This is a genomic window from Pseudomonas sp. B3(2017), from assembly GCF_002113595.1.
In the GTDB taxonomy this organism is placed as follows: domain Bacteria; phylum Pseudomonadota; class Gammaproteobacteria; order Pseudomonadales; family Pseudomonadaceae; genus Aquipseudomonas; species Aquipseudomonas ekonensis.
In genome coordinates this window covers 175948-198433 of the sequence record NZ_NEIU01000014.1, presented here as the reverse complement: position 1 = coordinate 198433, position 22486 = coordinate 175948, and the positions used below count along the sequence as shown (strand labels likewise).

General features: G+C 65.9%; 23 protein-coding genes. 9 read left to right on the top strand and 14 right to left on the bottom strand.

Annotated elements, in window-relative coordinates; all coding sequences use genetic code 11:
• Positions 1-193: 193 nt before the first annotated feature.
• On the bottom strand, positions 194-589 hold the full coding sequence (locus tag CAG33_RS20530) for a YbaN family protein (protein WP_085577879.1): 396 nt from the start codon (positions 587-589) through the stop codon (positions 194-196).
• A gap of 10 nt (positions 590-599) precedes the next feature.
• A complete protein-coding gene (locus CAG33_RS20525; protein WP_085577878.1) occupies positions 600-1187 on the bottom strand; it encodes a YecA family protein in 588 nt (195 codons plus the stop codon).
• 417 nt (positions 1188-1604) lie between these two features.
• Between CAG33_RS20525 and recQ the strand changes: the two genes are divergently transcribed.
• From recQ to CAG33_RS20510, 3 genes are all read left to right on the top strand, one after another.
• Positions 1605-3734 carry a DNA helicase RecQ gene (gene recQ / locus CAG33_RS20520; protein ID WP_085577877.1) on the top strand — a complete coding sequence of 710 codons (2130 nt, stop codon included), beginning with the start codon at positions 1605-1607 and terminating at the stop codon, positions 3732-3734.
• 135 nt (positions 3735-3869) lie between these two features.
• Positions 3870-4304 (top strand): MarR family transcriptional regulator, encoded by a 435-nt coding sequence (locus tag CAG33_RS20515; RefSeq protein WP_085577876.1) that lies wholly within the window; start codon positions 3870-3872, stop codon positions 4302-4304.
• Positions 4305-4431: 127 nt separating this feature from the next.
• Positions 4432-6171 (top strand): FimV/HubP family polar landmark protein, encoded by a 1740-nt coding sequence (locus CAG33_RS20510; RefSeq protein WP_085640341.1) that lies wholly within the window; start codon positions 4432-4434, stop codon positions 6169-6171.
• 298 nt (positions 6172-6469) lie between these two features.
• Here CAG33_RS20510 and CAG33_RS20505 read toward each other — a convergent pair whose 3' ends face one another.
• Positions 6470-8659 carry a patatin-like phospholipase family protein gene (locus CAG33_RS20505; protein ID WP_085577875.1) on the bottom strand — a complete coding sequence of 730 codons (2190 nt, stop codon included), beginning with the start codon at positions 8657-8659 and terminating at the stop codon, positions 6470-6472.
• Between the two features lie 71 nt (positions 8660-8730).
• Here CAG33_RS20505 and CAG33_RS20500 point away from each other — a divergent pair, with 71 nt between their 5' ends.
• Positions 8731-9018: a SelT/SelW/SelH family protein gene (locus tag CAG33_RS20500; RefSeq protein ID WP_085577874.1), complete on the top strand. Its 288-nt coding sequence runs from the start codon at positions 8731-8733 to the stop codon at positions 9016-9018.
• On the opposite strand, the gene CAG33_RS20495 is transcribed toward CAG33_RS20500, so the two are convergent.
• Together CAG33_RS20495 and CAG33_RS20490 are read right to left on the bottom strand one after the other, a co-directional pair.
• The gene (locus CAG33_RS20495) at positions 9012-9905 is read right to left on the bottom strand and encodes a DMT family transporter (RefSeq protein WP_085631088.1); all 894 of its coding nucleotides are present in this window, start codon (positions 9903-9905) and stop codon (positions 9012-9014) included. The genes CAG33_RS20500 and CAG33_RS20495 overlap by 7 nt on opposite strands.
• A gap of 72 nt (positions 9906-9977) precedes the next feature.
• Entirely contained in the window at positions 9978-10742 is a 765-nt protein-coding gene (locus tag CAG33_RS20490; RefSeq protein ID WP_085577872.1) for a helix-turn-helix domain-containing protein, read from the bottom strand.
• A gap of 135 nt (positions 10743-10877) precedes the next feature.
• On the opposite strand from CAG33_RS20490, the gene CAG33_RS20485 reads away from it, so the two are divergent.
• Positions 10878-11693: a UDP-2,3-diacylglucosamine diphosphatase gene (locus tag CAG33_RS20485; RefSeq protein ID WP_085577871.1), complete on the top strand. Its 816-nt coding sequence runs from the start codon at positions 10878-10880 to the stop codon at positions 11691-11693.
• A 139-nt stretch (positions 11694-11832) separates the two neighbouring features.
• Here the strand turns inward: CAG33_RS20485 and CAG33_RS20480 are convergent, their stop codons facing one another.
• Positions 11833-12423, bottom strand: a complete 591-nt coding sequence (locus CAG33_RS20480; protein WP_085640337.1) for an HD domain-containing protein — start codon at positions 12421-12423, stop codon at positions 11833-11835.
• A 23-nt stretch (positions 12424-12446) separates the two neighbouring features.
• The gene (locus CAG33_RS20475) at positions 12447-12758 is read right to left on the bottom strand and encodes a DUF962 domain-containing protein (protein WP_085631090.1); all 312 of its coding nucleotides are present in this window, start codon (positions 12756-12758) and stop codon (positions 12447-12449) included.
• Between the two features lie 167 nt (positions 12759-12925).
• Between CAG33_RS20475 and CAG33_RS20470 the strand changes: the two genes are divergently transcribed.
• Complete coding sequence (locus CAG33_RS20470; protein WP_170930045.1) at positions 12926-13987, top strand: AraC family transcriptional regulator; 1062 nt, start codon at positions 12926-12928, stop codon at positions 13985-13987.
• Here the strand turns inward: CAG33_RS20470 and CAG33_RS20465 are convergent.
• Positions 13944-15398, bottom strand: coding sequence for a TrkH family potassium uptake protein (locus tag CAG33_RS20465; RefSeq protein WP_085577867.1), 1455 nt, complete (start codon positions 15396-15398; stop codon positions 13944-13946). The two genes, CAG33_RS20470 and CAG33_RS20465, sit on opposite strands and share 44 nt — an antisense overlap.
• A gap of 121 nt (positions 15399-15519) precedes the next feature.
• Between CAG33_RS20465 and CAG33_RS20460 the strand changes: the two genes are divergently transcribed.
• A complete protein-coding gene (locus CAG33_RS20460) occupies positions 15520-16086 on the top strand; it encodes a nitroreductase family protein (protein WP_085577866.1) in 567 nt (188 codons plus the stop codon).
• A gap of 586 nt (positions 16087-16672) precedes the next feature.
• On the opposite strand, the gene CAG33_RS20455 is transcribed toward CAG33_RS20460, so the two are convergent.
• The 6 genes from CAG33_RS20455 to CAG33_RS20430 all read right to left on the bottom strand — a co-directional run bounded on the left by CAG33_RS20455 (position 16673) and on the right by CAG33_RS20430 (position 20883).
• A complete protein-coding gene (locus tag CAG33_RS20455) occupies positions 16673-18013 on the bottom strand; it encodes a HAMP domain-containing sensor histidine kinase (RefSeq protein WP_085577865.1) in 1341 nt (446 codons plus the stop codon).
• A 174-nt stretch (positions 18014-18187) separates the two neighbouring features.
• A complete protein-coding gene (locus tag CAG33_RS20450) occupies positions 18188-18634 on the bottom strand; it encodes a Spy/CpxP family protein refolding chaperone (RefSeq protein WP_085577864.1) in 447 nt (148 codons plus the stop codon).
• 135 nt (positions 18635-18769) lie between these two features.
• Positions 18770-19447 carry a response regulator transcription factor gene (locus CAG33_RS20445; protein WP_085577863.1) on the bottom strand — a complete coding sequence of 226 codons (678 nt, stop codon included), beginning with the start codon at positions 19445-19447 and terminating at the stop codon, positions 18770-18772.
• 7 nt (positions 19448-19454) lie between these two features.
• Positions 19455-19865, bottom strand: a complete 411-nt coding sequence (locus CAG33_RS20440) for a translation initiation factor 2 (RefSeq protein ID WP_085577862.1) — start codon at positions 19863-19865, stop codon at positions 19455-19457.
• Positions 19866-19985: 120 nt separating this feature from the next.
• Positions 19986-20285 carry a YciI family protein gene (locus CAG33_RS20435; protein ID WP_085577861.1) on the bottom strand — a complete coding sequence of 100 codons (300 nt, stop codon included), beginning with the start codon at positions 20283-20285 and terminating at the stop codon, positions 19986-19988.
• 1 nt (position 20286) lies between these two features.
• Positions 20287-20883 carry a septation protein A gene (locus tag CAG33_RS20430; RefSeq protein ID WP_085577860.1) on the bottom strand — a complete coding sequence of 199 codons (597 nt, stop codon included), beginning with the start codon at positions 20881-20883 and terminating at the stop codon, positions 20287-20289.
• 87 nt (positions 20884-20970) lie between these two features.
• Here CAG33_RS20430 and CAG33_RS20425 point away from each other — a divergent pair, with 87 nt between their 5' ends.
• Both CAG33_RS20425 and CAG33_RS20420 read left to right on the top strand, forming a co-directional pair.
• A complete protein-coding gene (locus CAG33_RS20425; RefSeq protein WP_085577859.1) occupies positions 20971-21834 on the top strand; it encodes a PHP domain-containing protein in 864 nt (287 codons plus the stop codon).
• A gap of 13 nt (positions 21835-21847) precedes the next feature.
• Positions 21848-22477 (top strand): L-threonylcarbamoyladenylate synthase, encoded by a 630-nt coding sequence (locus CAG33_RS20420; RefSeq protein ID WP_139833028.1) that lies wholly within the window; start codon positions 21848-21850, stop codon positions 22475-22477.
• The last annotated feature ends 9 nt before the right edge of the window (positions 22478-22486 follow it).

Sequence of the window (22486 nt, the reverse complement as noted above, 5' to 3'; positions counted from 1 at the left end):
TCGCGCAGGGCCAGGGGGGCGACGGCTCGCAGGGGCTGGATGAGCATGGCAAAGACTCCGGTGCGGGTGGGCGACGGGGTCATTGGAAGCCGGAAGGGGGAAGACTGGCTACTGTCAGATCTGACAGGGGCGGGCGGGTTTGCGACCGGCGGTCATGCGCCTGCGGCGAGGGAGCAAGCGCCCTCGCCGCAGGTCAGGTTTTTTTCAGGGTCTTCTGCCGCAGGATGTAGACCGTCACCAGCGTTGCGCTGGTCAGCATGAACCCCCGGGCCCAAGGCAGCGGCACCAGATAGCACGACAGCAGGATGCTCGCCCACATCAGCCCGATGGCGTAGACCTTTCCCTTGAGCGGAATGCCGTTGCCGTCGAGGTAACCGCGGATCCACGGGCCCAGCTTCGGGTGCTCCACCAGCCAGCGGTAGAAGCGCTCGGAGCTGCGCGCGAAGCAGGCCGCCGCGAGCAGCAGGAAAGGCGTGGTGGGCAGGACGGGCAGGAAAATCCCGATCACCCCCAATGCCACGCTGAGCCAGCCGACGGCCAGCAGGAGGTAGCGCAGCATCAGGGGACGGTTGCCTATGGGGTTGTCCATAGGCGGGAACTCAGTGGTGGCGAGGCTTGAGGATCGCCGGTTTTTCGTCCGGCGCCTGGCACAGCAGGTACAGCGCGGTCAGGGCTTCCGGGATCTGCACGATCATGTCGTCCATCAGGTTGGCGTCCTTGGCGATGTCCTCGAACTCCGGCTGCTCGTCGAACAGGCCCGAGCCGACCATGATCGGCAGGAGCATTTCGCTGACTTCGTCTTCGGCGGTCTCGAACCAGGCCTCTTCACGCAGGAATACGCCTTCCATGAAGCCGATGCACCAGCCGCGCAGCTCGGAGTCGTCCGGCTCGTCGCCCAGGTCCAGGTCGCACGGCAGCTCGAACTCTTCGTCGGAGGCCAGTTGGCGGGCGATGTGGGCCTTGAGGCCGATCAGCGTGGCTTCGATCTCTTCGCGCTGGGCGTCGCTGGTGTAGTGCGGCTCTTCGGCGAACAGCGCGTCGATCCATTCACGGTCCGGCACCACGTCCGAGCAGATCGACAGGGCGGTGAGGTAACCGTGGGCGGCCACGTAATCCAGCGCCTCTTCATGCAGCTCGTCGGCGTCGAGGAAGACTTGCAGGCGGGTCAGTTGCTCAGCGAAGGACATTACGGGGCTACCTTGGGGGAATAAACAATGCGGGAATTCTAGGCCTTCTTGAGCCCTCAAGCCAGCCGCACGGCAGATTTGCCTGAAATCCCGGTTCACGGTACAGGCCCTGTGGGAGCTGGCTTGCCAGCGATAGCGGTGGCAATGTCGGAATTAATGTTGAAGGTGCCGACGTCATCGCTGGCAAGTCGAGTCGTCGCACCGCAGCTCCCACAGGTTTTGTGTTATCCCAAGGTTTCGTGCAACCGGCTTCTCAGCGGCGCCCTGCGCAGGGAGACGCTCGGGTATACTGCCGCGCTTTGCGATCCCTGCCGGCATGACGATGATCATGCAATGCGCCCTTACGTTTTGTTTAAGCAGCCTCGGCTGCCCTGAACCAGCCTGTGCAGGGATGTTTCGGTGATTTTTGGAGTTTCTATGCTCGAACAGGCTCAGCGCGTCCTCAAGGACATCTTCGGCTACGACAGTTTCCGTGGCCGCCAGGGTGCGATCATTGAGCGCGTGGCCAGCGGCGGCGACGCCCTGGTCCTGATGCCCACCGGCGGCGGCAAGTCCCTGTGCTTCCAAGTGCCGGCGCTGCTGCGCGAAGGCTTGGCGGTGGTGGTGTCGCCGCTGATCGCGCTGATGGACGACCAGGTCGCCACCCTCGAGGAACTGGGCGTGGCCGCCGCCGCGCTGAACTCCACCCTGAGCGCCGAGCAGCAGCGCGACCTGGCGGCGCGGATCCGCCGCGGCGAAGTGAAGATGCTCTACCTGGCCCCCGAACGCCTGGTGCAGCCGCGCATGCTGAGCTTCCTGCAAGGCCTGGACATCGCCCTGTTCGCCATCGACGAAGCCCACTGCGTGTCGCAATGGGGCCACGACTTCCGCCCGGAATACCTGCAACTGGGCCAGTTGGCTGAAATGTTCCCCCACGTGCCGCGCATCGCCCTGACCGCCACGGCCGACAAGCGCACCCGCGAAGAGATCGTCACCCGTCTGCACCTGCAGAACGCCGAGCGTTTCCTGTCGAGCTTCGACCGGCCGAACATCTTCTACCGCATCGTGCCCAAGGAGCAGCCGCGCAAGCAGTTGCTGGCGTTCCTCGGCGAGCGGCGCGGCGATGCCGGCATCGTCTACTGCCTGTCGCGCAAGAAGGTCGAGGAAGTCGCGGCGTTCCTCACCGAGCAAGGGTTCCCGGCGCTGCCGTACCACGCCGGCCTGCCCAACGACCTGCGCGCGTACCACCAGCAGCGTTTCCTCAACGAGGAAGGCCTGATCATGGTCGCCACAGTGGCGTTCGGCATGGGCATCGACAAGCCCAACGTGCGGTTCGTCGCCCACCTGGACCTGCCCAAGTCCCTTGAGGCCTACTACCAGGAAACCGGGCGCGGCGGCCGTGACGGCCTGCCGGCGGATGCCTGGATGGCCTACGGCCTGCAAGACGTGGTGATGCTCAAGCAGATGCTGCAGAACTCCGAAGGCGACGAGCGCCACAAGCGCCTTGAGCAGCACAAGCTCGACGCCATGCTCTCGCTCTGCGAAGAGACCCGCTGCCGCCGCCAGGCGCTGCTGGCCTATTTCGACGAAGACATGCCCGAGCCTTGCGGCCATTGCGACAACTGCGTCGACGGCGTGCAGACCTGGGACGCCACCGAACCTGCGCGCCAGGCGTTGTCGGCGATCTACCGCACCGGCCAGCGCTACGGCGTCGGCCACCTGGTGGATGTGCTGCTGGGCAAGGACAACGAAAAGGTGCGCAGCTTCGGCCATCAGCACCTGTCGGTGTACGGCGTCGGCAAGGCGATGAGCGAGGGCGAATGGCGCTCGCTGTTCCGTCAGTTGGTGGCCCGGGGGCTGGCCGACGTCGACCACGAAGGGTACGGCGGCCTGCGCCTGAGCGACACCTGCCGGCCGCTGCTCAAGGGCGAGGTGACCCTGGAGCTGCGCCGCGACCTCAAGCCGCAGGTCAGCGCCAAGGGGCTCAGCAAGAGCCCGGCCAGCCAACTGGTGCGTGCCGAAGAGCGCGAGCAGTGGGAAGCCCTGCGCACCCTGCGGCGCAAGCTGGCCCAGGAGCACGGCGTGCCGCCTTACGTCATCTTCCCCGATTCGACCCTGGTGGAAATGCTGCGCAGCCAGCCGACCACGCTGGCGGAAATGGCCCGGGTCAGCGGCGTCGGCGCCCGCAAGCTGGAGCGCTACGGCGAGGCCTTCCTCGAAGTGCTTGGCGGCGAGGCCGAAACGCCGAAGGCCGTGGCCGACGTGCGGCATGAGCTGATCACCCTGGCCCGCGCCGGCATGACGCCGCTGCAGATCGCCGGCCAGTTGCAGTGCTCGGAAAAGAACGTCTACAGCATGCTGGCCGAGGCCATCGGTCAGCAGCAGTTGTCGCTGGAGCAGGCGCTGGATCTGCCGGAAGAACTGATGGGCGAAGTCCACGACGCCTTCCTCGACGGCGAAGGCGAACTGCCGTCGGTGGCCGAAGTGGCGGCGCTGTTCGGCAGCCGGGTGCCGGAAGGCGTGCTCTATTGCGTGCGCGCGGCGCTGCAGTCGGAATTCGAGATGTGAGCCTGGGCTTACACGACCCGTTGCTTTGATGTAACGATTCAGTGCAAGACATCCTCTTGCCTATAGCCAAATGTCATGCTTAGCTGACTAATAATTAGTTTTTTTCTATTTCTTCAGTCTAACCATGAGTGTTTTATGCCGTTAACCGATCAACACCGCTTTGGCATGCAACTGGCGCAGATGTCCCGTGGGTGGCGTGCCGAACTGGATCGCCGGCTGGCCGGCATGGGCCTGTCCCAGGCGCGCTGGCTGGTGCTGCTGCACCTGGCGCGCTTCGACGAGGCGCCGACCCAGCGCGAGCTGGCGCAGAGCGTCGGCGTCGAAGGGCCGACCCTGGCCCGCCTGCTCGACAGCCTGGAAAGCCAGGGGCTGGTGCAACGCCAGTCCGTGATGGAAGACCGCCGGGCGAAAAAGATCGTGCTGTGCCCCCCGGCCCGGCCGTTGATCGACCAGATCGAAACCATCGCCACGCAATTGCGCCACGAACTGTTCGAGGGCGTGGACGACGCGGATCTGAAGGTCTGCATGCGCGTTCACGCGCACATTCTGGGCAACCTGGAAAAATCCTGAGGCAAAACCCCGTGCCGTTTTTTTGAGGGATCGCGCTGGGCCGACTATAAGAACTACTGGGCAATATCGTGTTCGTACCGGATGTGCGAACGCATAGAAGTCGGTTTTGCTTATATAAGGGATGCTCATGCTCGGAAGTCGGCACGTGGTACTGCGTTGCGCCCGCCCGCTGGTGGTGGCCGGCGTGCTTGTCTGGTCAACCGCCTCCTTGGCGCTGGGGCTCGGTGACATCACCGTGCATTCGGGCCTCGATCAGCCGTTCAAGGCCGACATCGCCTTGCTGGACGTCGGCGGGCTCAGCCAAAGCGAACTGTCGGTCAGCCTGGCCACGGCCGACGAGTTCAGCCGGGCCGGGGTCGAGCGGGTGTTCTTTCTCAATGACCTCAGGTTCACCCCGATCCTGCGGGGCGAGCGCAAGCTGATCCGGGTGACCTCCGGCAAACCGGTCAACGAACCCTTCCTGAATTTCCTGGTGCAGGTCAATCAGCCCAACGGCCGCTTGCTGCGCGAGTACACGGTGCTGATCGACCCGCCGGGCTCGCCCGGCATCGTGCCGGCCACCGACGAACCGGACGTGCGCGCCCAGGACTCCGGTTTTCCTACCCCCGAGGCGCCTGCGCCCACCGCCCCCGGCAAGCCTGCCGCCCAACCGGCCGCCAGCGCGCCGGCCACGCCTGCGGCACCTGCCAGCGACGCGTTGGCCGAGCAACTGGCGGCCAGCGTCCTGCAGAACCAGCAGTTGCAGAAATCTCTCGATGAGCTGAACGCCAGGCTTCAGGCCCAGGATGTCCAGATCGCCGACGGCAAAAAGCAAGTCAGCGACCTTCAAAGCCGCCTGACCGAGCTTCAGCAGGCTCCGCCACCGCCGGTGGCGGCACCCGCGCCGGCGCCGGTCGCCGCTCCGGTCGAACCCCGGGAGGAGTCGAGCGATTGGCCGTTGTACGGCGGATTGTTGGTGCTGTTGGGCGCACTGGTGGCCGGCCTGCTCGTGCTTCGCCGGCGCCGGCAGACGACGCAAACCCAGGCTGCGCGGCCGGCCCCTGCGCTGCGCAATGAGCCCCAGGTTGAAGGGGCCGGTGCATCCCCGCTCGCTGCGGTTCACCACGCCGCCGAACACCGTGAGGAATCCGGCGCCGGCCAGGTGCTGGAGGCGGTCGGCATCTATCTGGCCTACGGGCGGCTGGGCGAAGCGGCCAGCCTGCTGCGTGACGCGTTGGGCAAGGAGCCGGAGCGCGCCGATCTCGGTCTGCAATTGCTTGAGGTGCTGGGTCGACAGGGCGATGGCGCCGCCTATGACGAACAGGAAAGCCACCTGCGCGGGCAGGGTGTGACGGAGACGGCGCTGCAGGAGATCCGCAGCCGCTGCCCGAAACTGGCCCCTGTCGCGCCGCCGCTGCCGGTCTTGCCCGTGACGGCGGCAGCACCGCTTGTCGCGGCTGCGCCACCGGTGGCATCGGAGGACAGCTTCGAGCTGAACGACGGCGATCTGTCGATGGATTCGAGCTGGAACCTGAACGATGAACGGCCCGCTGATGCGCTTGCGCAGGAGGTGTCCGCGCTGGGCGACAGCCTGGAGATTCTGCCTCAGGATTTCGAACTGCCCCAGGACGCCGAGGCCGAAGCGGCGGAGCTGGAATGGATCGCCGAACCGCAGGAACCCACGCTGGACGAAGACTTCCTCAACGCGTTCGGCGACCCCGGCAAACCGCCCGGGCCGCAGGCCGGTGCCGGGAAACTGGAGCAGGCCCAGACCTGCATCGACGACGGTGACATCGACAGCGCCATCGCCTTGCTCAACGAGTTGCTCAAGGAGGGCGACGAACCCCTCAGGCAGACGGCGCGGACGCTGTTGGCGGGGATCCGCTGAGACGTTTTGGATCTTGCCCTGCGGTGCCTGAGCTGGCGCCATCGCCAGCAGGCTGGCTCCCACAGGTATTGCGGCTGAACGCAGAATCCGTGAACACCTCGGACACTGTGGGAGCGAGCCTGCTCGCGATAGCGGTCTGTCAGCCAAACCACTGGGACTGACACTCCGCCATCGCGGGCAAGCCCGCTCCCACAGGTATTGCGGGCGAATGCCGAATCTGTGAACCCCTCGGATACTGTGGGAGCCAGCCTGCTGGCGATGGCGACAGGTCAGGCGCCGCAGAAAATCCAGGCCGGCCTCAGAACGTCTGCCCCAGATTCAGGTAAACCGCCTGCTCATTCGCATCGTTCAGCCCGTAGCTGAAGTTCAGCGGCCCCAACGGCGTGTCGAACCCGATGAACACGCTGGCCGCGTTGATGTAGCCGCTGTCGAACTCGTTGTCGTTGTTCCACGCCCGGCCGCGCTCCAGCGAGGCGCCGGCGTACAGCGGGAAGTCCAGCGGCAGGAACGAGCGCGGGGTCAGGCGGCGGTAATACACGGCGCGCATCAGGCTGACGTTCTGGCCGGAGACCGCATCTTCGCGGAACCCGGACAACTGCCGGGCGCCGCCGAGCAGAAAGCTGGAGACCACCACGTTGGCATCGTCCAGGGTGCGGCCGTAACGGCCGCCGAGCACCAGGGTGTCCGGGCCGCGGCTCATGGCCTTGTCCAGTTTGAACTCCCATTGCCGGTAGCGGGTGTCGGAGCCCAGGCCCGGCTCGAACTGCGCCAGGGTCAGGCCGATGTCCTCGCCCTCGTGGGGGAAGTACACGTTGTCCAGCGAATCGAACGAGTACTTGAGCGCATAGAAACCTTCGTTGAAGTGCTCGCTGGGCTGGTTCTGATCGCCGATGCGCACGTCGGCCTTGCCCCAGGCCTCGCCGATGCCCAGCCGCACCTCGCCGCTGTTGCCGATCTGTCGGCCGACATTGAGGCCGAAGCCGTAGCGCTCGACGCGGTACTGGGCGATCGGGTCGTTGTCGAGCACCGAGTCGACGTTCTGCGCCGCGAACGCCGCGTAGGGGGCGAGGAAGTAGCGCGAGCCGACATCCAGCGGCTGATAGAACTCGGTGTACAGCTCCTGCTTGTCACCGATCTGCGCCCGGGTCAGCCATTCGGCGCCGAGGCGGTTGATGCCGTTGACCCGGTAACTGGCGCCGAGATTGAAGGCGCTGTCGCCACGCATGTCGTCGGACAGGTTGAGGCCGATGCGCAGGTAGTCGGTGCCGCTGCGCTTGCCCCGGGCGCTGATCACCAGCGTGTGGTCCGGGCCCTTGTGCACCACGCGGTACTGCACCTGCTCGAAGTAGTCCAGGCCGTACAACGTGCCCATGTCGGTCTGCAGGCGGCCCAGGTCCAGCGGTTCGCCGATGTGCTGGCGAATGTAGTAGCGGATCACGTCGTCGCCGACCTTCGAGTCGTTCTCGACCCGGATCGCCGTGATCACCGGCGTACGTTGCCCCGGCGAGCGGGCGGCGGCCAGTTCGGTGTCCTGGGGTTGGGAGGGCTTGAGGCGGGCCAGGCGGGCGTCGAGGATCCGGGTGGCGCGGTAGCCGGCGTCGATCATCTCCTGGGCGCGGCCGAAATCGGTGACGCCGAAGCTCGCCAGCGGCGGCTGGATCAGCACGTCGTCGGGGTGCAGCGCCGCCAGTTGCTCTTCGGAATTGCGCCGGGTCATCAGGGTGATGGACTGGTTCAGCACGTCGACCACCGTGGCCAGTTGCTTGCGGTTGCGCAGCGGGGTGCCGATGTCGACGACGATGGCGACATCGACTCCCATCTCCCGGGCCACGTCGAGGGGAATGTTGTCGGTCATGCCGCCGTCCACCAGCAGGCGGCCGTCCAGTTCGACCGGGGCGAACACCGCCGGGATCGACATGCTGGCGCGGATCACCTGGGGCAGGTGGCCCTTGCGGAACACCACTTTCTCGCCGTCGGCGATGTCGGTGGCCACGGCGCGGAACGGGATCGGCAGTTTGTCGAAATCGCGGGTGTCGCTGGTGTGGGCCAGCAGGCTTTCGAGCATCAGCGCCAGGTTCTGGCCCTGGATCACCCCCAGCGGCAGGCCGAGGCTGCCGTCGTCGCGGAAGCTGAGCTTCTGTTTCACCAGGAAGTCGCGGTCATCCTGCTTGCGCCGGAAGGGCACGTCCTCCCGGGGCGGGGCGTCGGACAGCGCCTGCTGCCAGTCGATGGACAGGGCGAGCTTCTCCAGTTCGTCGATCTTGTAGCCCGAGGCGTAGAGGCCGCCGACCACCGCCCCCATGCTGGTGCCGGCGATCGCGTCGATCTTGATGCCTTGCTCTTCCAGGGCCTTGAGCACGCCGATGTGCGCCAGCCCCCGGGCGGCGCCGCCGGACAGCACCAGGCCGACCTTGGGCCGCGCCGTTTCATCGGCATGGACGAGCAGCGGAAGGAAACCAAGCAGCAGGCAGATCAGAAGGCGACGCATGGTGAGTCTCGGGGCGAGCGATAAAGCCGGCTATTATAGCGGCGCCCTCTGCCTCAGGAGTTTCAGCGAACATGTCCGCCCCACGACCGGAAATCGTCATCACCTATTGCACCCAATGCCAGTGGCTGCTGCGCGCCGCCTGGCTGGCGCAGGAACTGCTCAGCACCTTCGCCGACGATTTGGGCAAGGTGTCGCTGGTGCCAGGCACCGGAGGGGTGTTCCACATCGCCTGCGACGGCGTGCAGATCTGGGAGCGCAAGGCGGACGGCGGCTTCCCCGAGGCCAAGGTGCTCAAGCAGCGGGTGCGCGATCGGATCGACCCTGACCGCGACCTCGGCCACAACGACCGCACTCAGTGAGACGGCGCCTGGGCCCCGACGGCATTCTTGCCGGAACCGCCTGACAACCGGCTCGACACCACGATGGCGACGATGATCAACGCGCCGCCGGCCAGCATGCGCAGGGTCGGGTCTTCATCGAACAGCAGCCAGGCGACGGTGATGCCGTACACCGGCTCCAAGGCGAACACCACAGCGGCGGTGCGGGCTTTGATCACGGCCAGGCTGGCCACGAACAGGCTGTGGGCGACGCCGGTGCAGAACACCCCGAGCAGGGCGATCCACAGCCAGTCGATGGCCCGCACGCCGCCCAGCTGCGGCGCCGCCACCGGCAGCAGACACAGCCCCACCACCACGTTCTGGCACAGCGCCGCCTGCACTGCGGGGATGCGCCCGGAACTGGCGCGGTTGGTCAGCGACAGCAGGGAAAACAGCAGGCCCGACAGGATCGCCCAAAGCAGGCCGGCGGTGGCGCCGCTGGCCAAGTCGAACGCCGGCGTCACCAGCACCAGGCCGACGCTCACCAGCGCCACCAGCACGATTTCGTTGGTGCGGATACGTTCGCGGAAGACCAGCCCTTCGAGGATCACGGTGAACGCCGGGAAACTGGCGAAGCCCAGGGTCGCGATCGCCACCCCGGCGACCTTCACCGCCAGGAAGAAACTCACCCAGTGCCCGGCCAGCAGCACGCCACCGAGGGCGAGGCGGCGCCAGTCCGCCGCCTGGAGCCGTTGCCAGGCGTTGTGGCTGGCGAACCGGGCGAAGAACGCCAGCGCGAGGACGGCGAAGGCGGCGCGTCCGAACACGATGACCGCAGGCGTCGCGGCGGCGAGTTTGCCGAATACGCCGGTCAGGCCGAACATCAGTGCGCCGATGTGCAGGGCGCCGAGGGCTGTGCGGGGAGTCATTGCGATCCTTGGGAATCGGGTTCAACACAACGACAGTTTAGGGACACCACGCCCGGGATGTCTGTCGGCAGACTATTGTCCTTTGTCGCCGGCCTCGCGGCGCAGGGTGCCGGGCGAGGCGCCGAACTCGCGCAGCATGGCGGCGGCAAAGGCGCTCTGGGAGCTGTAGCCGACCCGGCTGGCGATTTCGCCGATGGGCAGGGCCGTTTCGCGCAGCAGGTCGGCGGCCTTGTGCAGGCGGCGGCTGCGGATGTAGTCCATCGGCGTCTGCCCGCATTCGGCGACGAAGCGCGCGTGCAGGCGGGCGCTGGACAGGCCGGCGATCCGCGCCAGGTCAGCCACCTGCAACGGGTAGGCGGCGTACTGATCGATGTGCGCATCCAGCGCCGCGTAGGGCAGGCGCCGTGCGGCGAGTTCGGCGGGGCGGGCGCTGTTCAGGCTGGCCAGCAGCAGAACCGCGCCCTGGCGGGCGATCAGGGGATCGCCGATCGGGCTGTTGGCCAGCCAACTGACCAACTGGCTTTGCCCGCTGTCCAGCGTCAGGCGCCCGGGACGTTCGAGCAGGCGGCGGCTGGCGTCGGCGTGGTCGCCCAGCGAGTCCGCGACCCACGGCCCCTCGGGCACGTCCAGCACCAGGCAGCGGCTGCCGTCGGGGCTGCCGCAGGCGTGGCGGGCACCGCCGGGAACCACCACGAAACTCTGCTGGCGCACCTGGCTGCCGCAGCCTTCGACCTCGAAGTCCAGCGCGCCGGACAGGCCGAACACCAGTTGCGCGTGGTCGTGGCTGTGGACGATCAGATCGTGTGTGTAGTGGCGCAGGGTCAGGATCGGTCGCATGGCCGCAGGTCTCCGAAGTGGCGTTCAGTCTACACCGCCCGGGCGTTTGTGCGCTGTCACGGGACTGACGCACGGTTGTCATGGTCGGTTCACCGCGCAGGCGCAAGCTTTGCAAAACATTGCAGAGGGTTGTCCATGACCAGCGCCGAGCTCGCCAGACCCAGCCGTAAACAACGGGTGCGCACCTTGTGGATCTCTGATGTGCACCTGGGCACGCGGGATTGCCAGGCCGAGCACCTGTCGCAGTTCCTCAAGGGCTACCATGCCGATAAGGTCTACCTGGTCGGCGACATCATCGACGGCTGGAAACTGCGCGGCGGCATGTACTGGCCCCAGGCGCACACCAACGTGATCCGCCGCCTGCTGACCATGAGCAAGCGCGGCACCGAGGTGATCTACGTCACCGGCAACCACGACGAATTCCTGCGCCGCTATTCGAAGCTGATCCTGGGCAACATCCAGCTGGTGGACGAAGCGGTGCACGTCACCGCCGATGGCCGGCACCTGCTGGTGATCCACGGCGACCAGTTCGACGTGATCACCCGCTATCACCGCTGGCTGGCGTTCCTCGGCGATTCGGCCTACGAATTCACCCTGACCCTCAACCGCTGGCTCAACCATTGGCGGGCGAAGTACGGCTATGGCTACTGGTCGCTGTCGGCCTACCTCAAGCACAAGGTGAAGACGGCGGTGAACTTCATCAGCGACTTCGAGGAAGCCATCGCCCACGAATGCGTCAAACGCGAGCTGCACGGAGTGGTCTGCGGCCACATCCACCACGCCGAGATCCGTAAGGTGGGCGAGGTGGATTACCTCAACTGCGGTGACTGGGTGGAATCGTGCACGGCCCTGATCGAGCACTGGGACGGCACCATCGAGCTGTACCGGTTGGCGGATGCGCAGGCGCGGGAGGCGCAGTTGAAGGCGGCCAAGGTGGCTGAGCTGGCCTAGCTAGCTGCCCGCACTGACGCCATCGCCAGCAGGCTGGCTCCCACCGGGTTCAGGGGTGAAGGCAGAATCGGTGGTCGCCGCCAATCGAAGTGGGAGCCAGCCTGCTGGCGATGAACCGCGCAGCGGTTCCCAAGGTCACTCAGGCCGGGGTGTGTTCCTGCATCGCCGCCTTGTAGATCGAATTCTTCGGCGCGGCGAACACCCGCTCCAGCATCGGTTCGAAGAAGCTCAGCGGCAGCGTGTCATAGGCCGGGTCGAACGCGGCGGCGTCGTAGCGGGCACAGAATTCCACCGTCGCCTGGTACTGCGCGTGTCCCTTGAACTGCTCGCGCAGGTGCCGGTCCATCCCCAGGTGATGGAAGAAGTAATAGCCCTGGAAAATGCCGTGCTTCTCCACCATCCACAGGTTCTCGGCGCTGACGAACGGCTTGAGGATCGCCGCCGCGATGTCCGGGTGGTTGTAGGAGCCGAGGGTGTCACCGATGTCGTGGAGCAGGGCGCAGACCACGTATTCCTCGTCGCGGCCGTCGCGCCAGGCGCGGGTCGCGGTCTGCAAGGAGTGGGTGAGGCGATCCACCGGGAACCCGCCGAAATCCCCCTCCAGCAATTTGAGGTGCGCCAGGATCCGGCCGGGCAGTTGGCGGGCGTAGGCGCTGAAATCGGCGGCGATGATCGCCCAGTCTTCCTGGGTGCCGTCCTTCATGTGGGTGAAACGGGCATTGGCGTTCATCGGCCGTCCTCGTTTGCTGGGTTCTAGAACGGCACGCGGCCCAGGATCATGTCGCGGTACATGACGAAGTCGCCGAGCAGGCTGTAGAACGGGTGCTGGAAGGTGGCGGGGCGGTTCTTCTCGAAAAAGAAATGCCCGACCCAGGCGAAGCCGTAGCCGGCCGGCGGCAGTGCCAGCAACAGCAGCCATGCGCCCTGGGCGATGGCCAGCGCCAGAATGAACAGCACCAGTGTGGTGCCGGCGAAGTGCAGGCGCCGGCAGGCACTGTTGCTGTGCTCGCTGAGGTAATACGGATAGAACTCGGCGAAGCTGCTGAAAGGCTTGAGCGTGTCCACGACTGCGATCTCTGTGGTTATTGTTCTGATGGCGAGTTGTTCGGCGGGTAGCCTATTTGAGTCTAGAGTGATCGTCGGTGCTGGCCAGTGACAATCGGCGCCACTTTACTATCCTTGGAAAATCCGCCGTAGTATGCGGCCCGTCATGTCATTTAAGAATAAACGCCATGAGCGAACGAACGACTTCATCAAGCTGGGCGATGGGGATTGTCAAGGCACTGGAAATGGACGGCCTGGATTGCCGGGTTCTGTTCAGGCAACTGGGGCTCGACTACGCGGCGCTGGACGATCCGGACGCACGCTTCCCGCAGGACTCCATGACCCGTCTGTGGCAGCGGGCGGTCGAGCTGTCGGGCAATCCGGCGATCGGCCTGAACATGGGCAAGGTGGTGCGCCCGGCCTCCTTCCATGTCGCCGGCTACGCGCTGATGTCCAGCAACACCCTGGCCGAAGGCTTTCAGCGCCTGGTGCGTTATCAGCGGATCATCGCCGAAAGCGCCGACCTGAGTTTCCGCCTGCTCGATGAAGGCTATGCGCTGATCCTGACGGTGCACGGCGACCACCTGCCGCCGACCCGCCAGAGCGCCGAGGCCTCGTTGGCCTGCGCACTGAGCCTGTGCGGCTGGCTGACCGGGCGCACCCTGCATCCGCGCAAGGTGCTGGTGCAGGGCGACGAGCCGGACGACCTGGAGCCCTATCGGCAGGCCTTCCACGCACCACTGGTGTTCAACGCGCCGTACGATGCGCTGATCTTCGAGCGCGCCGACATGGAAGCGCCGCTGCCCACCGCCAACGAAGCGATGGCGCTGCTGCACGACCGGTTCGCCGGGGAGTACCTGGCGCGGTTCTCCGAAAGCCGCGTGACCCACAAGGCGCGCCAGGTGCTGTGCCGGCTGCTGCCCCAGGGCGAGCCCAAGCGCGATGCGGTGGCGCAGACCCTGCACCTGTCGCAGCGCACCTTGCAACGCCGTCTGCAGGAGGAGGGCACCAGCTTCCAGCAGTTGCTCGACGACACCCGCCGCGAACTGGCCGAGCAGTACCTGGCGCAGCCGAACATGACCTTGCTGGAGATTGCCTACCTGCTGGGTTTCGCCGACCCGAGCAACTTCTTCCGCGCCTTCCGGCGCTGGTTCGACACCACCCCCGGCGACTACCGCGCGCGCCTGCTGGACGCGCCGAGCGCGGTCAGTGACGCCAGAACGCCGGAATGCACAGCACAAACACCGTGATGATCTCCAGCCGGCCCAGCAGCATGCCGAACGACAGGATCCATTTGGCCGCATCCGGCAGGCTGGCGAAGTTGCCGGCCGGGCCGATGGTCTCGCCAAGGCCGGGGCCGACGCCGGACACGGTGCTGGCGGCGCCGGTCAGCGCCGTCATCCAGTCGACGCCCAGCAGCGACAGCAGCAGGGCGATCACGCAGATGGTGATGGCGAAGAAGAACGAAAAGGTCAGGATCGAGCGCACGATCTCTTCGTCGAGGCGGTGGCCGTTGTATTTCTGCTTGATCACCGCCCGCGGGTGAATCAGCTGGTTGAGGTTGGCCTTGAGCAGGATGTAGGCGACCTGGAAACGGAAGATCTTGATCCCGCCCGCCGTCGAGCCGGAGCAGCCGCCGACGAAACCCAGGTAGAAGAACAGCATCAGCGAGAAGTTGCCCCACAGGCTGTAGTCCCCCAGCGCGAATCCGGTGGTGGTGACCACCGACGTGACGTTCAGCGCCACGTGCCGCAGCGCGTCCAGCCAATGCAGGTTGGTGGTCCACCAGTACCAGGTGCCGAGCACCAGCCAGGTGACCAGCAGCATGCCGAGCAGGCCCTGCACCTGTTGGTCCTTGATCAGGGCCCGGCGGTTGCCGCGCAGGGTCGCCACGTACAGGGTGAACGGCAGGCTGCCGAGGATCATGACCACCACCGCCACCCAGTGCACCGCCGGCTGTGTCCACTTGGCCAGGGACTGGTCGGAGGTCGAGAAACCGCCGGTGGAGATCGCCGACATGGCGTGGTTGACCGCATCGAACGGGCTCATCCCGGCCCACCAGAACGCCAGGCTGCCGAGAATGGTGATGCCCACGTAGGCCGCCACGATCAGCCGCGCGACCATGTGCGAGCGGGGCATGACCTTTTCCGAGCGGTCCGAGGACTCGGTCTGGAACAGGCGCATGCCGCCGATGCGCAGCATCGGCAGGATCGCCACGGCCATGCCGATGAAGCCGATGCCGCCGATCCAGTGCAGCAGCGAGCGCCACATCAGGATGCCGGGTGACATGCTGTCCAGGCCGGTGAGCACGGTCGAGCCGGTGGCGGTGATGCCGGACATGCTCTCGAAGAACGAGTCGGTGTAGCTGATGTGCTGGGTCAGCAGGAACGGCAGCGCGGCGAAGATGCACACCACCAGCCAACTGCTGACCGTCAGCAGGTACATGTCCCGGGGGCGCAGATGAACGTGCTCCGGGCGGCCGGGGATCACCAGCGCCAGGCCGGCGACGAAGGTGATCATGCTCGACCAGAGGAACGACGGCATGTCGCCGGTGCGGTCGAAGATCACCAAGGTGGCCATGGGCACGATCATGGCGATGGCCAGGGTGATCAGGAAGATGCCGATGATGAAACCAATGATCCTTAAGGTCGGCAACGCCATGAAATCCACTCGGGCTGAAGGGGGAAGGGCGCCATTCTACCCGCGGGGCAAGGCATGTAAACCGGCATCGAGCGGGCACTTGCCGCTAGAATAGCCCGACATTTTTGACAGGAGGTGGCCGATGCAGGCTCTCGACGCTTTGCTCAACCGTGTTTCCGTTCCGCGACTGACCGACCCGGCCCCGACCGCCGCACAGCGCGAGGCCCTGTTCGGCGCCGCCCTGCGCGCGCCGGACCATGGGCACTTGCAGCCGTACCGTTTCCTGACCGTCGAAGGTGCCGCCCGCGAGCGGATGGGCGAGCTGCTGGCCGAGGCGGCGCAGATGCAGGACGGCGAAGTCACCGAGGCGGCCATCGACAAGGCGCGCAACGGCCCGCTGCGTGCGCCGCTGGTGGTTGTGGTGATCGCGAAACTGCAGGATCACGTCAAGTACCCGAAATCCGAGCAACTGCTGGCGGCGGGCTGCGCGGCCCACGGGATCCTGCTGGCGGCCTATGCCCAGGGAATCGGTGCGGTTTGGCGCACCGGTGAGCTGGCCTACTCGAAACACGTCGCCAAGGGCCTGGGGCTGACTGAGGACGAACAGGTGATTGCCTTCCTGTACCTGGGCACCCCGTTGAAAGAGCCGCGGGTGGCGGAGAAGGTCGAACTGACCGAATTCGTCAGCGCCTGGCCGGCCGAGGCCTGAGCCCCGGCATCCCCGGCGCCTTGGCCGGCGCCATCGCCAGCAGGCTGGCTCCCACAAGGGATCTCGGCTGAACACTGAACCCGTGAACCCCTCGGACACTGCGGGAGCGAGTCTGCTCGCGATAGCGGTCTGTCAGCCAAGAATGATGGGGCTGATGCACCGCCATCGCGGGCAAGCCCGCTCCCACAGGTATCGCGGGCGAATGCAGGATCTGTGAACACCTCGGACACTGCGGGAGCGAGCTTGCTCGCGATAGCGGTCTGTCAGCCAAGAATGATGGGGCTGATGCACCGCCATCGCGGGCAAGCCCGCTCCCACAGGTATCGCGGGCGAATGCAGGATCTGTGAACACCTCGGACACTGCGGGAGCGAGCTTGCTCGCGATAGCGGTCTGTCAGCCAAGAATGATGGGGCTGATGCACCGCCATCGCGGGCAAGCCCGCTCCCACAGGTATCGCGGGCGAATGCAGGATCTGTGAACACCTCGGACACTGTGGGAGCGAGCTTGCTCGCGATGGCGGTCTGTCAGGCAGAAGTCATGGGGCTGATGCGCCGCCATCGCCAGCAGGCTGGCTCCTGCAGGGGGTCAGGGTTGGGTGACGGCGCCGGGCACGAGGGGCAGTTCCAGTCTGGCGATGAAACCGCCCTGCGGGTGATTGGCCAGCACCAGCGCTCCGCCGTGCCGTTCGGCCGCACGGCGGGCGATAGCCAGGCCCAGGCCGTGGCCGGCGGCGGTCTGGCCTGGGGCGCGGTAGAACGGCTCGCCCAATTGGCTCAAATGTTCGTCCTGAACCCCCGGCCCGTGGTCGCGCACACTGACCACGATTCGCTCGCCCTGGCGCGCCGCCTGCAATTCGATCGGCTGGCCTTCTGGGTTGAAGCGCTGGGCGTTGCGCAGCAGGTTGTCCACGGCCCGTTCGATCATGGTCGGCCAGCCGGTCAGCGCCAGGTGCGGTTCGGCCTCCAGGCGCACGACCTGCTCCGGCGAGCCGAGCTGCGCATCCTTTTGCAGGGTGCCGAGCAGGGCGTTCAGGTCCACGTCTTCGGCGCTGGCGTTGTCGGCGTCGACCCGCGCCAGCACCAGGATCTCACTGATCAGTGCCTCCAACCGGTCGCATTCGCGGGCCAGGCGCGGCCACAGCCTTTCCCGCTCTTCGGGGCTGGCCCGTTCGGCCAGCGCCAGGGCGATGCGCAGGCGGGCCAAGGGTGAGCGCAACTCATGGGAGACGTCGCGCAGCAGTTGCCGCTGACTGCCGATCAGGCTTTGCAGGCGTGCGCCCATGCGGTTGAAGTCGTTGGCCAGCACGCCGAACTCGTCGCGGCGGTTGGCCAGTTGCGCCAGGCTGTTCTGCTGATAGGTCGTCTGCCCCAGGTCGTGCACGGCGCCGCGCAGGCGGTTGAGCGGCCGGGTGATGGAAAACGTCACCAACAGGCTGAACAGGGTCAGCACCACCAGCGCGATGCCCAGCGCGCTCAACGGCCACAGCAGGCTTTCGCGGTGCCAGGCGTCGAGTTCCGGGTGCGGGATGCGGTAGATGAACAGGTAAGTGTCGCCGCTCTTGGCGCTGGTGTATTCGTCGGTCAGGCGCCGCCAGGGCAGGCGGCGGTCGTCGTTGTTCTGGCGGGCCTCGAACGCGGCGGCGCGGCGCGGGAAGGTGCCGCGCACCACCGGATCGCCGCTCTCGTTGAGCACCTGCACGTCGATGTGGTACTGGCGCTTGCGCTGCTGAAGGATGTCCTGGGCGGCGTCTTCGCCCTGGCTTTCGTAGGTCTGCGTCCACTCGGCGGCCAGGGTGTTGAGGCCCGGGTGGCGGCTGAGGATCCACGCGTCCTGGTTGAGCATGTGCCCCATCAGGATGGAGAGCCCCGCCACCAGAGCGATGGCCAGCCAGAAGCTGGCCAGGATACGCCAGAACAGTGAACGCACGGAAAATCCTCGGTCAGACCTACATCCCTGCAGTTGCGAGCCTGCTCGCGATAGCGCTGTTACAGACATGGATATGTCGAACGACACGACGCCATCGCGAGCAGGCTCGCTCCCACAGGGGAACAAACAAGACAGACCCGACGGGGGAGGCCGTCGGGTCCGGGGTTCAGGACATTATTGCGCCTTTTGCGGCTGTTGCGCTTTCCAGGCCTTGAATTCGGCCCATTCGGCGCGGCGCTCGGCCTGCTTCTTCTGGATCTCGTCGAATTTCTTCTGCTGATCCGGCTTCAGCACGGCGCGCACGTCGGCTTCGGCTTTCTTGTGGTTGGCCGCCATTTCATCCTTCATGGCTTTCTGGTCGGCCGGCGACAGCTTCTCCAGGTACTTGTCGACCACCTGACGGCGCTCATGCATCTGCTCGCCCATGATCTTGCGGATCTGCTCGCGCTGTTCGCGGGACAGGTCCAGTTGGCTGTACGGGCCTTTGCCGTGCATGCCGTGCATCTGGCCGTGGTGCGGGCCTTCCTGCGGGCCGCCCATCGGGCCTGCGCCTTCCGGCATGGCCATGGCGACGGTCGGCAGGGCAGCGGCGAACATCAGAGCGATGAGGGTCTTGCGCATGGTGTATCTCCTTGTCTCGTTCCCGGTACGTTCCGGATGGGTACAGATTACGGAGATCAAGGTCAGCGGCGGTCAGCGCTGGGTAAAGCTTGAGTAAAGACGTTCCGGCGCCGGCCTGACAAAACTGACGCAGCGTCAGAGGCTGTAGTAGTAGCCGCGGCTGCGCAGGGCCACGATGCGCGGGCGGCCGTCGGGGTGCGGGCCGATCTTTTTGCGCAGGTTGCTGACGTGCATGTCCAGGCTGCGGTCGTAGAGGGTCAGCTTGCGGCCGAGGGCGATCTGCGCCAGTTCCTGTTTGTCCAGCGGCTCGCCGGGCTGCTTGAGCAGGGCTTCGAGCAGGCGGCTTTCGGAGACGGTGAGAGTGAGCTCTTTCTCGTTGATGCTGACCACGCCGCGCACCGGGCTGAAGCTCAGGTCGCCCAGCTCAAGCTGGGTCGATACGGCGGCCGGATGGCTGCGGCGCAGCACGGCGCGCAGACGGGCGGTCAGCTCGCGGGGGTCGCAAGGCTTGGCCAGGTAGTCGTCGGCGCCCAGCTCCAGGCCGAGGATGCGGTCCAGCGGCTCGCCCCGGGCCGACAGCATCAGCACGGGCAGCTCGGCGTGTTCGCTGCGCAGTTGCTTGAGCAGTTCCAGGCCGCTGCCGTCGGGCAGCATCACGTCCAGCACCACCGCCGCCGGCGCGGATTCGGCCAAGGCCTTGCGGGCGCTCTGGCCGTCGTGGCAGGCGTGCACCTGGAAACCTTCCTGGCTCAGCCAACTGGTCAGGAGTTCGCACAACTCCTGGTCGTCATCAATCAGTAACAGCTCGCTCATGACTCACTCAATTTAGCCATTGCCGACGCGTTCTGCGTCCTCCACCGGCAAAGATACCGCACAGCAGCGCCAATAGCGCAACGGCGGCCCCAGTGACAAACCATTGCTGCTGCTCGGTCAGCAGACGCGGCAGCGGGCTGGACTGGGCTTCCTTGAGCTGCAGTTTCAGGCGCTGGTTCTCCTGACGCAACCGGGCCAGCTGCGGGCTTTCGCGTTCGCTGTCGGCATTGTGCAGCTGTTTGCTCAGTTCTTCCCGCTGCTGCTCGCTGGCCTTGAGGCGCTGCTGCAACTCGGTGATCTGCGTGCCGGCGCTCAGCGACAGCGGCGTGGAATTGCCGTTTTCGACGCTTTCTTCGCCATGGGCAGGCGCCATGACCGACAGCGTGACCCACATCAGACACAACGGACCCTTGCGCATCGCGACTCCTGTTTCCCATTGGATAGTGGGCAGGTTGTCGGCCGGCAAACGAGAATAATGAGCGATTGAGAACGCGATGAACCGGGAAGGTTCATCGCGTGGGGACATCGGAGGGAAAAGTTACGGCAGGACTTGCTTGAACGGCTTGACGATGACGTTGGCGTAGACGCCGGCGGCGACGTACGGGTCGGCGTCGGCCCAGGCCTGCGCGGCGGCCAGGGAATCGAACTCGGCGACGATCAGGCTGCCGGTGAAGCCCGCCGCGCCCGGATCATTGCTGTCGACCGCCGGGTGCGGGCCGGCCAACACGATGCGGCCTTCGCCCTTGAGCGCTTGCAGGCGCTCAAGGTGTGCAGGGCGCGCGGCCAGGCGGGCTTCCAGGGAGTTGGCGACGTCGGTGGCAATGATGGCGTAAAGCATGTCAGTCCTCGGTTTTTGGCGTTGTGGTATCGGCGTCGTGCAGGTGACGGGACAGGTAGATGCCCTGGCCGACCAGGAACAGCACGGTCATGCCCAGGCTGCCGAACACCTTGAAGTCGACCCAGATGCTCTGGAAGGTGAAGGCGACGAACAGGTTGGCGGCCCCGCAGAACAGGAAGAACGCGATCCAGGCGATGTTCAGGCGCAGCCACACCGGTTCCGGCAGGCTCAGGGCGTGGCCCATGATGCGCTTGATCAGCAGGCGGTCGCCGATGAAATGGCTGCCGATGAAGGCCAGGGCGAACAGCCAGTTGACCACCGGGGCTTTCCATTTCAGGAAGGTCTCGCTGTGGAAGGCCAGCGTCAGGCTGCCGAACACGAGGCAGGCGACGAGGGTCAGCCACTGGCTCTTCTCCAGCTTGCGCTGCTTGATGAACAGCGCGCCGTAGACCACCAGGGAGCTGACGATCAGCATCGCGGTGGCGCTGTAGATGCCGCCTACGGTCAGCTCGTGGCCGGCGACGTCGACGGTGCGCGGATCGAGTTTGTAGACGATGAAGAACAGCAGGAGCGGGATGAAATCGATGAATTGTTTCACAGTGAGAGCCAGAAGCTGGATGTGGCGGCATAATAACAAACATACGGGCGCGCGATAGCGCCAGCTGATTTGAGGTTACACATCCCCGTGAATGTCGATTTGCACTGCCACAGCACAGCCTCCGACGGCGCCCTGGCGCCGGCGGCACTGGTTGCGCGAGCGTTCGAGAACGGCGTGCGGATCCTGTCCCTGACCGATCACGACACCCTGGAAGGCCTGGCCGAAGCGCGCACCGCCGCCGAAAGCCTGGGCATGCAGCTGATCAACGGCGTCGAGCTGTCGTGCACCTGGGGCGGGGCGACCATTCATGTGCTGGGGTACGGCTTCGACGTCGACGCCGCACCGTTGGTCGAGGCCATCGCCAAACTGCGCGACGGCCGCTGGCTGCGTTCCGAGGAGATCGGCCGCAAGCTGGCCCAGAAGGGCATGCCCGGCGCGTTCGAAGGCGCCCGGCAGATCCAGCAGGCGCTGGGCGACAGCGGCAACGCGCCGGCCCGTCCGCATTTTGCCGACTGGATGGTGCGCGAAGGTTTCGTCAAGGATCGCGCCGAGGCGTTCCGCAAATGGCTGGGCGCCGGCAAGCTGGGGGACGTCAAGCAGCACTGGCCGACCCTGGAGGACACCGTCGCGACCCTGCGGGACGCCGGGGCCTGGGTCAGCCTGGCGCATCCCTGGCACTACGATTTCACCCGCAGCAAGCGCCGCCGGCTGATTGCCGACTATATTCAAGCGGGCGGACAGGCGCTTGAGGTGGTCAACGGCCACCAACCGGCGGAGCAGGTGGGCAGCCTCTCGATCCTGGCCCGCGAATTCGGTCTGCTGGTCACCGCCGGCAGTGATTTCCATGGCCCTGGTGGCTGGTCCGAGATCGGCCAGTACCGGCCGGTGCCGGAGGACCTGCCGCCCCTGTGGCGCCGGTTCAAACATGACCCAGTTATCGCGGCCGTCTGAACAGGAAGAGAATGTGAGTCAATTTTTCCAGATCCATCCGGAAAACCCGCAGGCGCGCCTGATCAAACAGGCGGTCGAGATCATCCGCAAGGGCGGGGTGGTGATTTATCCCACGGACTCTTCCTACGCCATCGGTTGCCAGATCGGCGACAAGAGCGCCATCGAGCGCGTCCGCCGTCTGCGCCAACTGGATGACAAGCACAACTTTGCGCTGATCTGCAGCGATCTGTCGCAACTGGGCAATTACGCCAAGATCGACACCGGCACGTTCCGCATCCTCAAGGCTCACCTGCCGGGGCCGTACACGTTCATCCTCAACGCCACCCGCGAAGTGCCGCGCCTGTTGCTGCACCCCAAGAAGCGCACCATCGGCCTGCGGGTGCCGAGCCATCCGATCGCCCTGGCGCTGCTGGACGAGCTGGGCGAACCGCTGATGAGCGTAACCCTGATCATGCCCGGCGACGAGGATCCGTTGAGCGATCCCTACGAGATGCGCCAGATGCTTGAGCACCAAGTGGATCTGATCATCGACGGCGGCTTCGGCGGCATCAAGGCCTCCACCGTGATCGACCTGACCGGCGAGGACCCGGAAGTGATCCGCGTCGGCTGCGGCGACCCGACCCCGTTCATGGTCGAGGCCTGAATGTCCGCC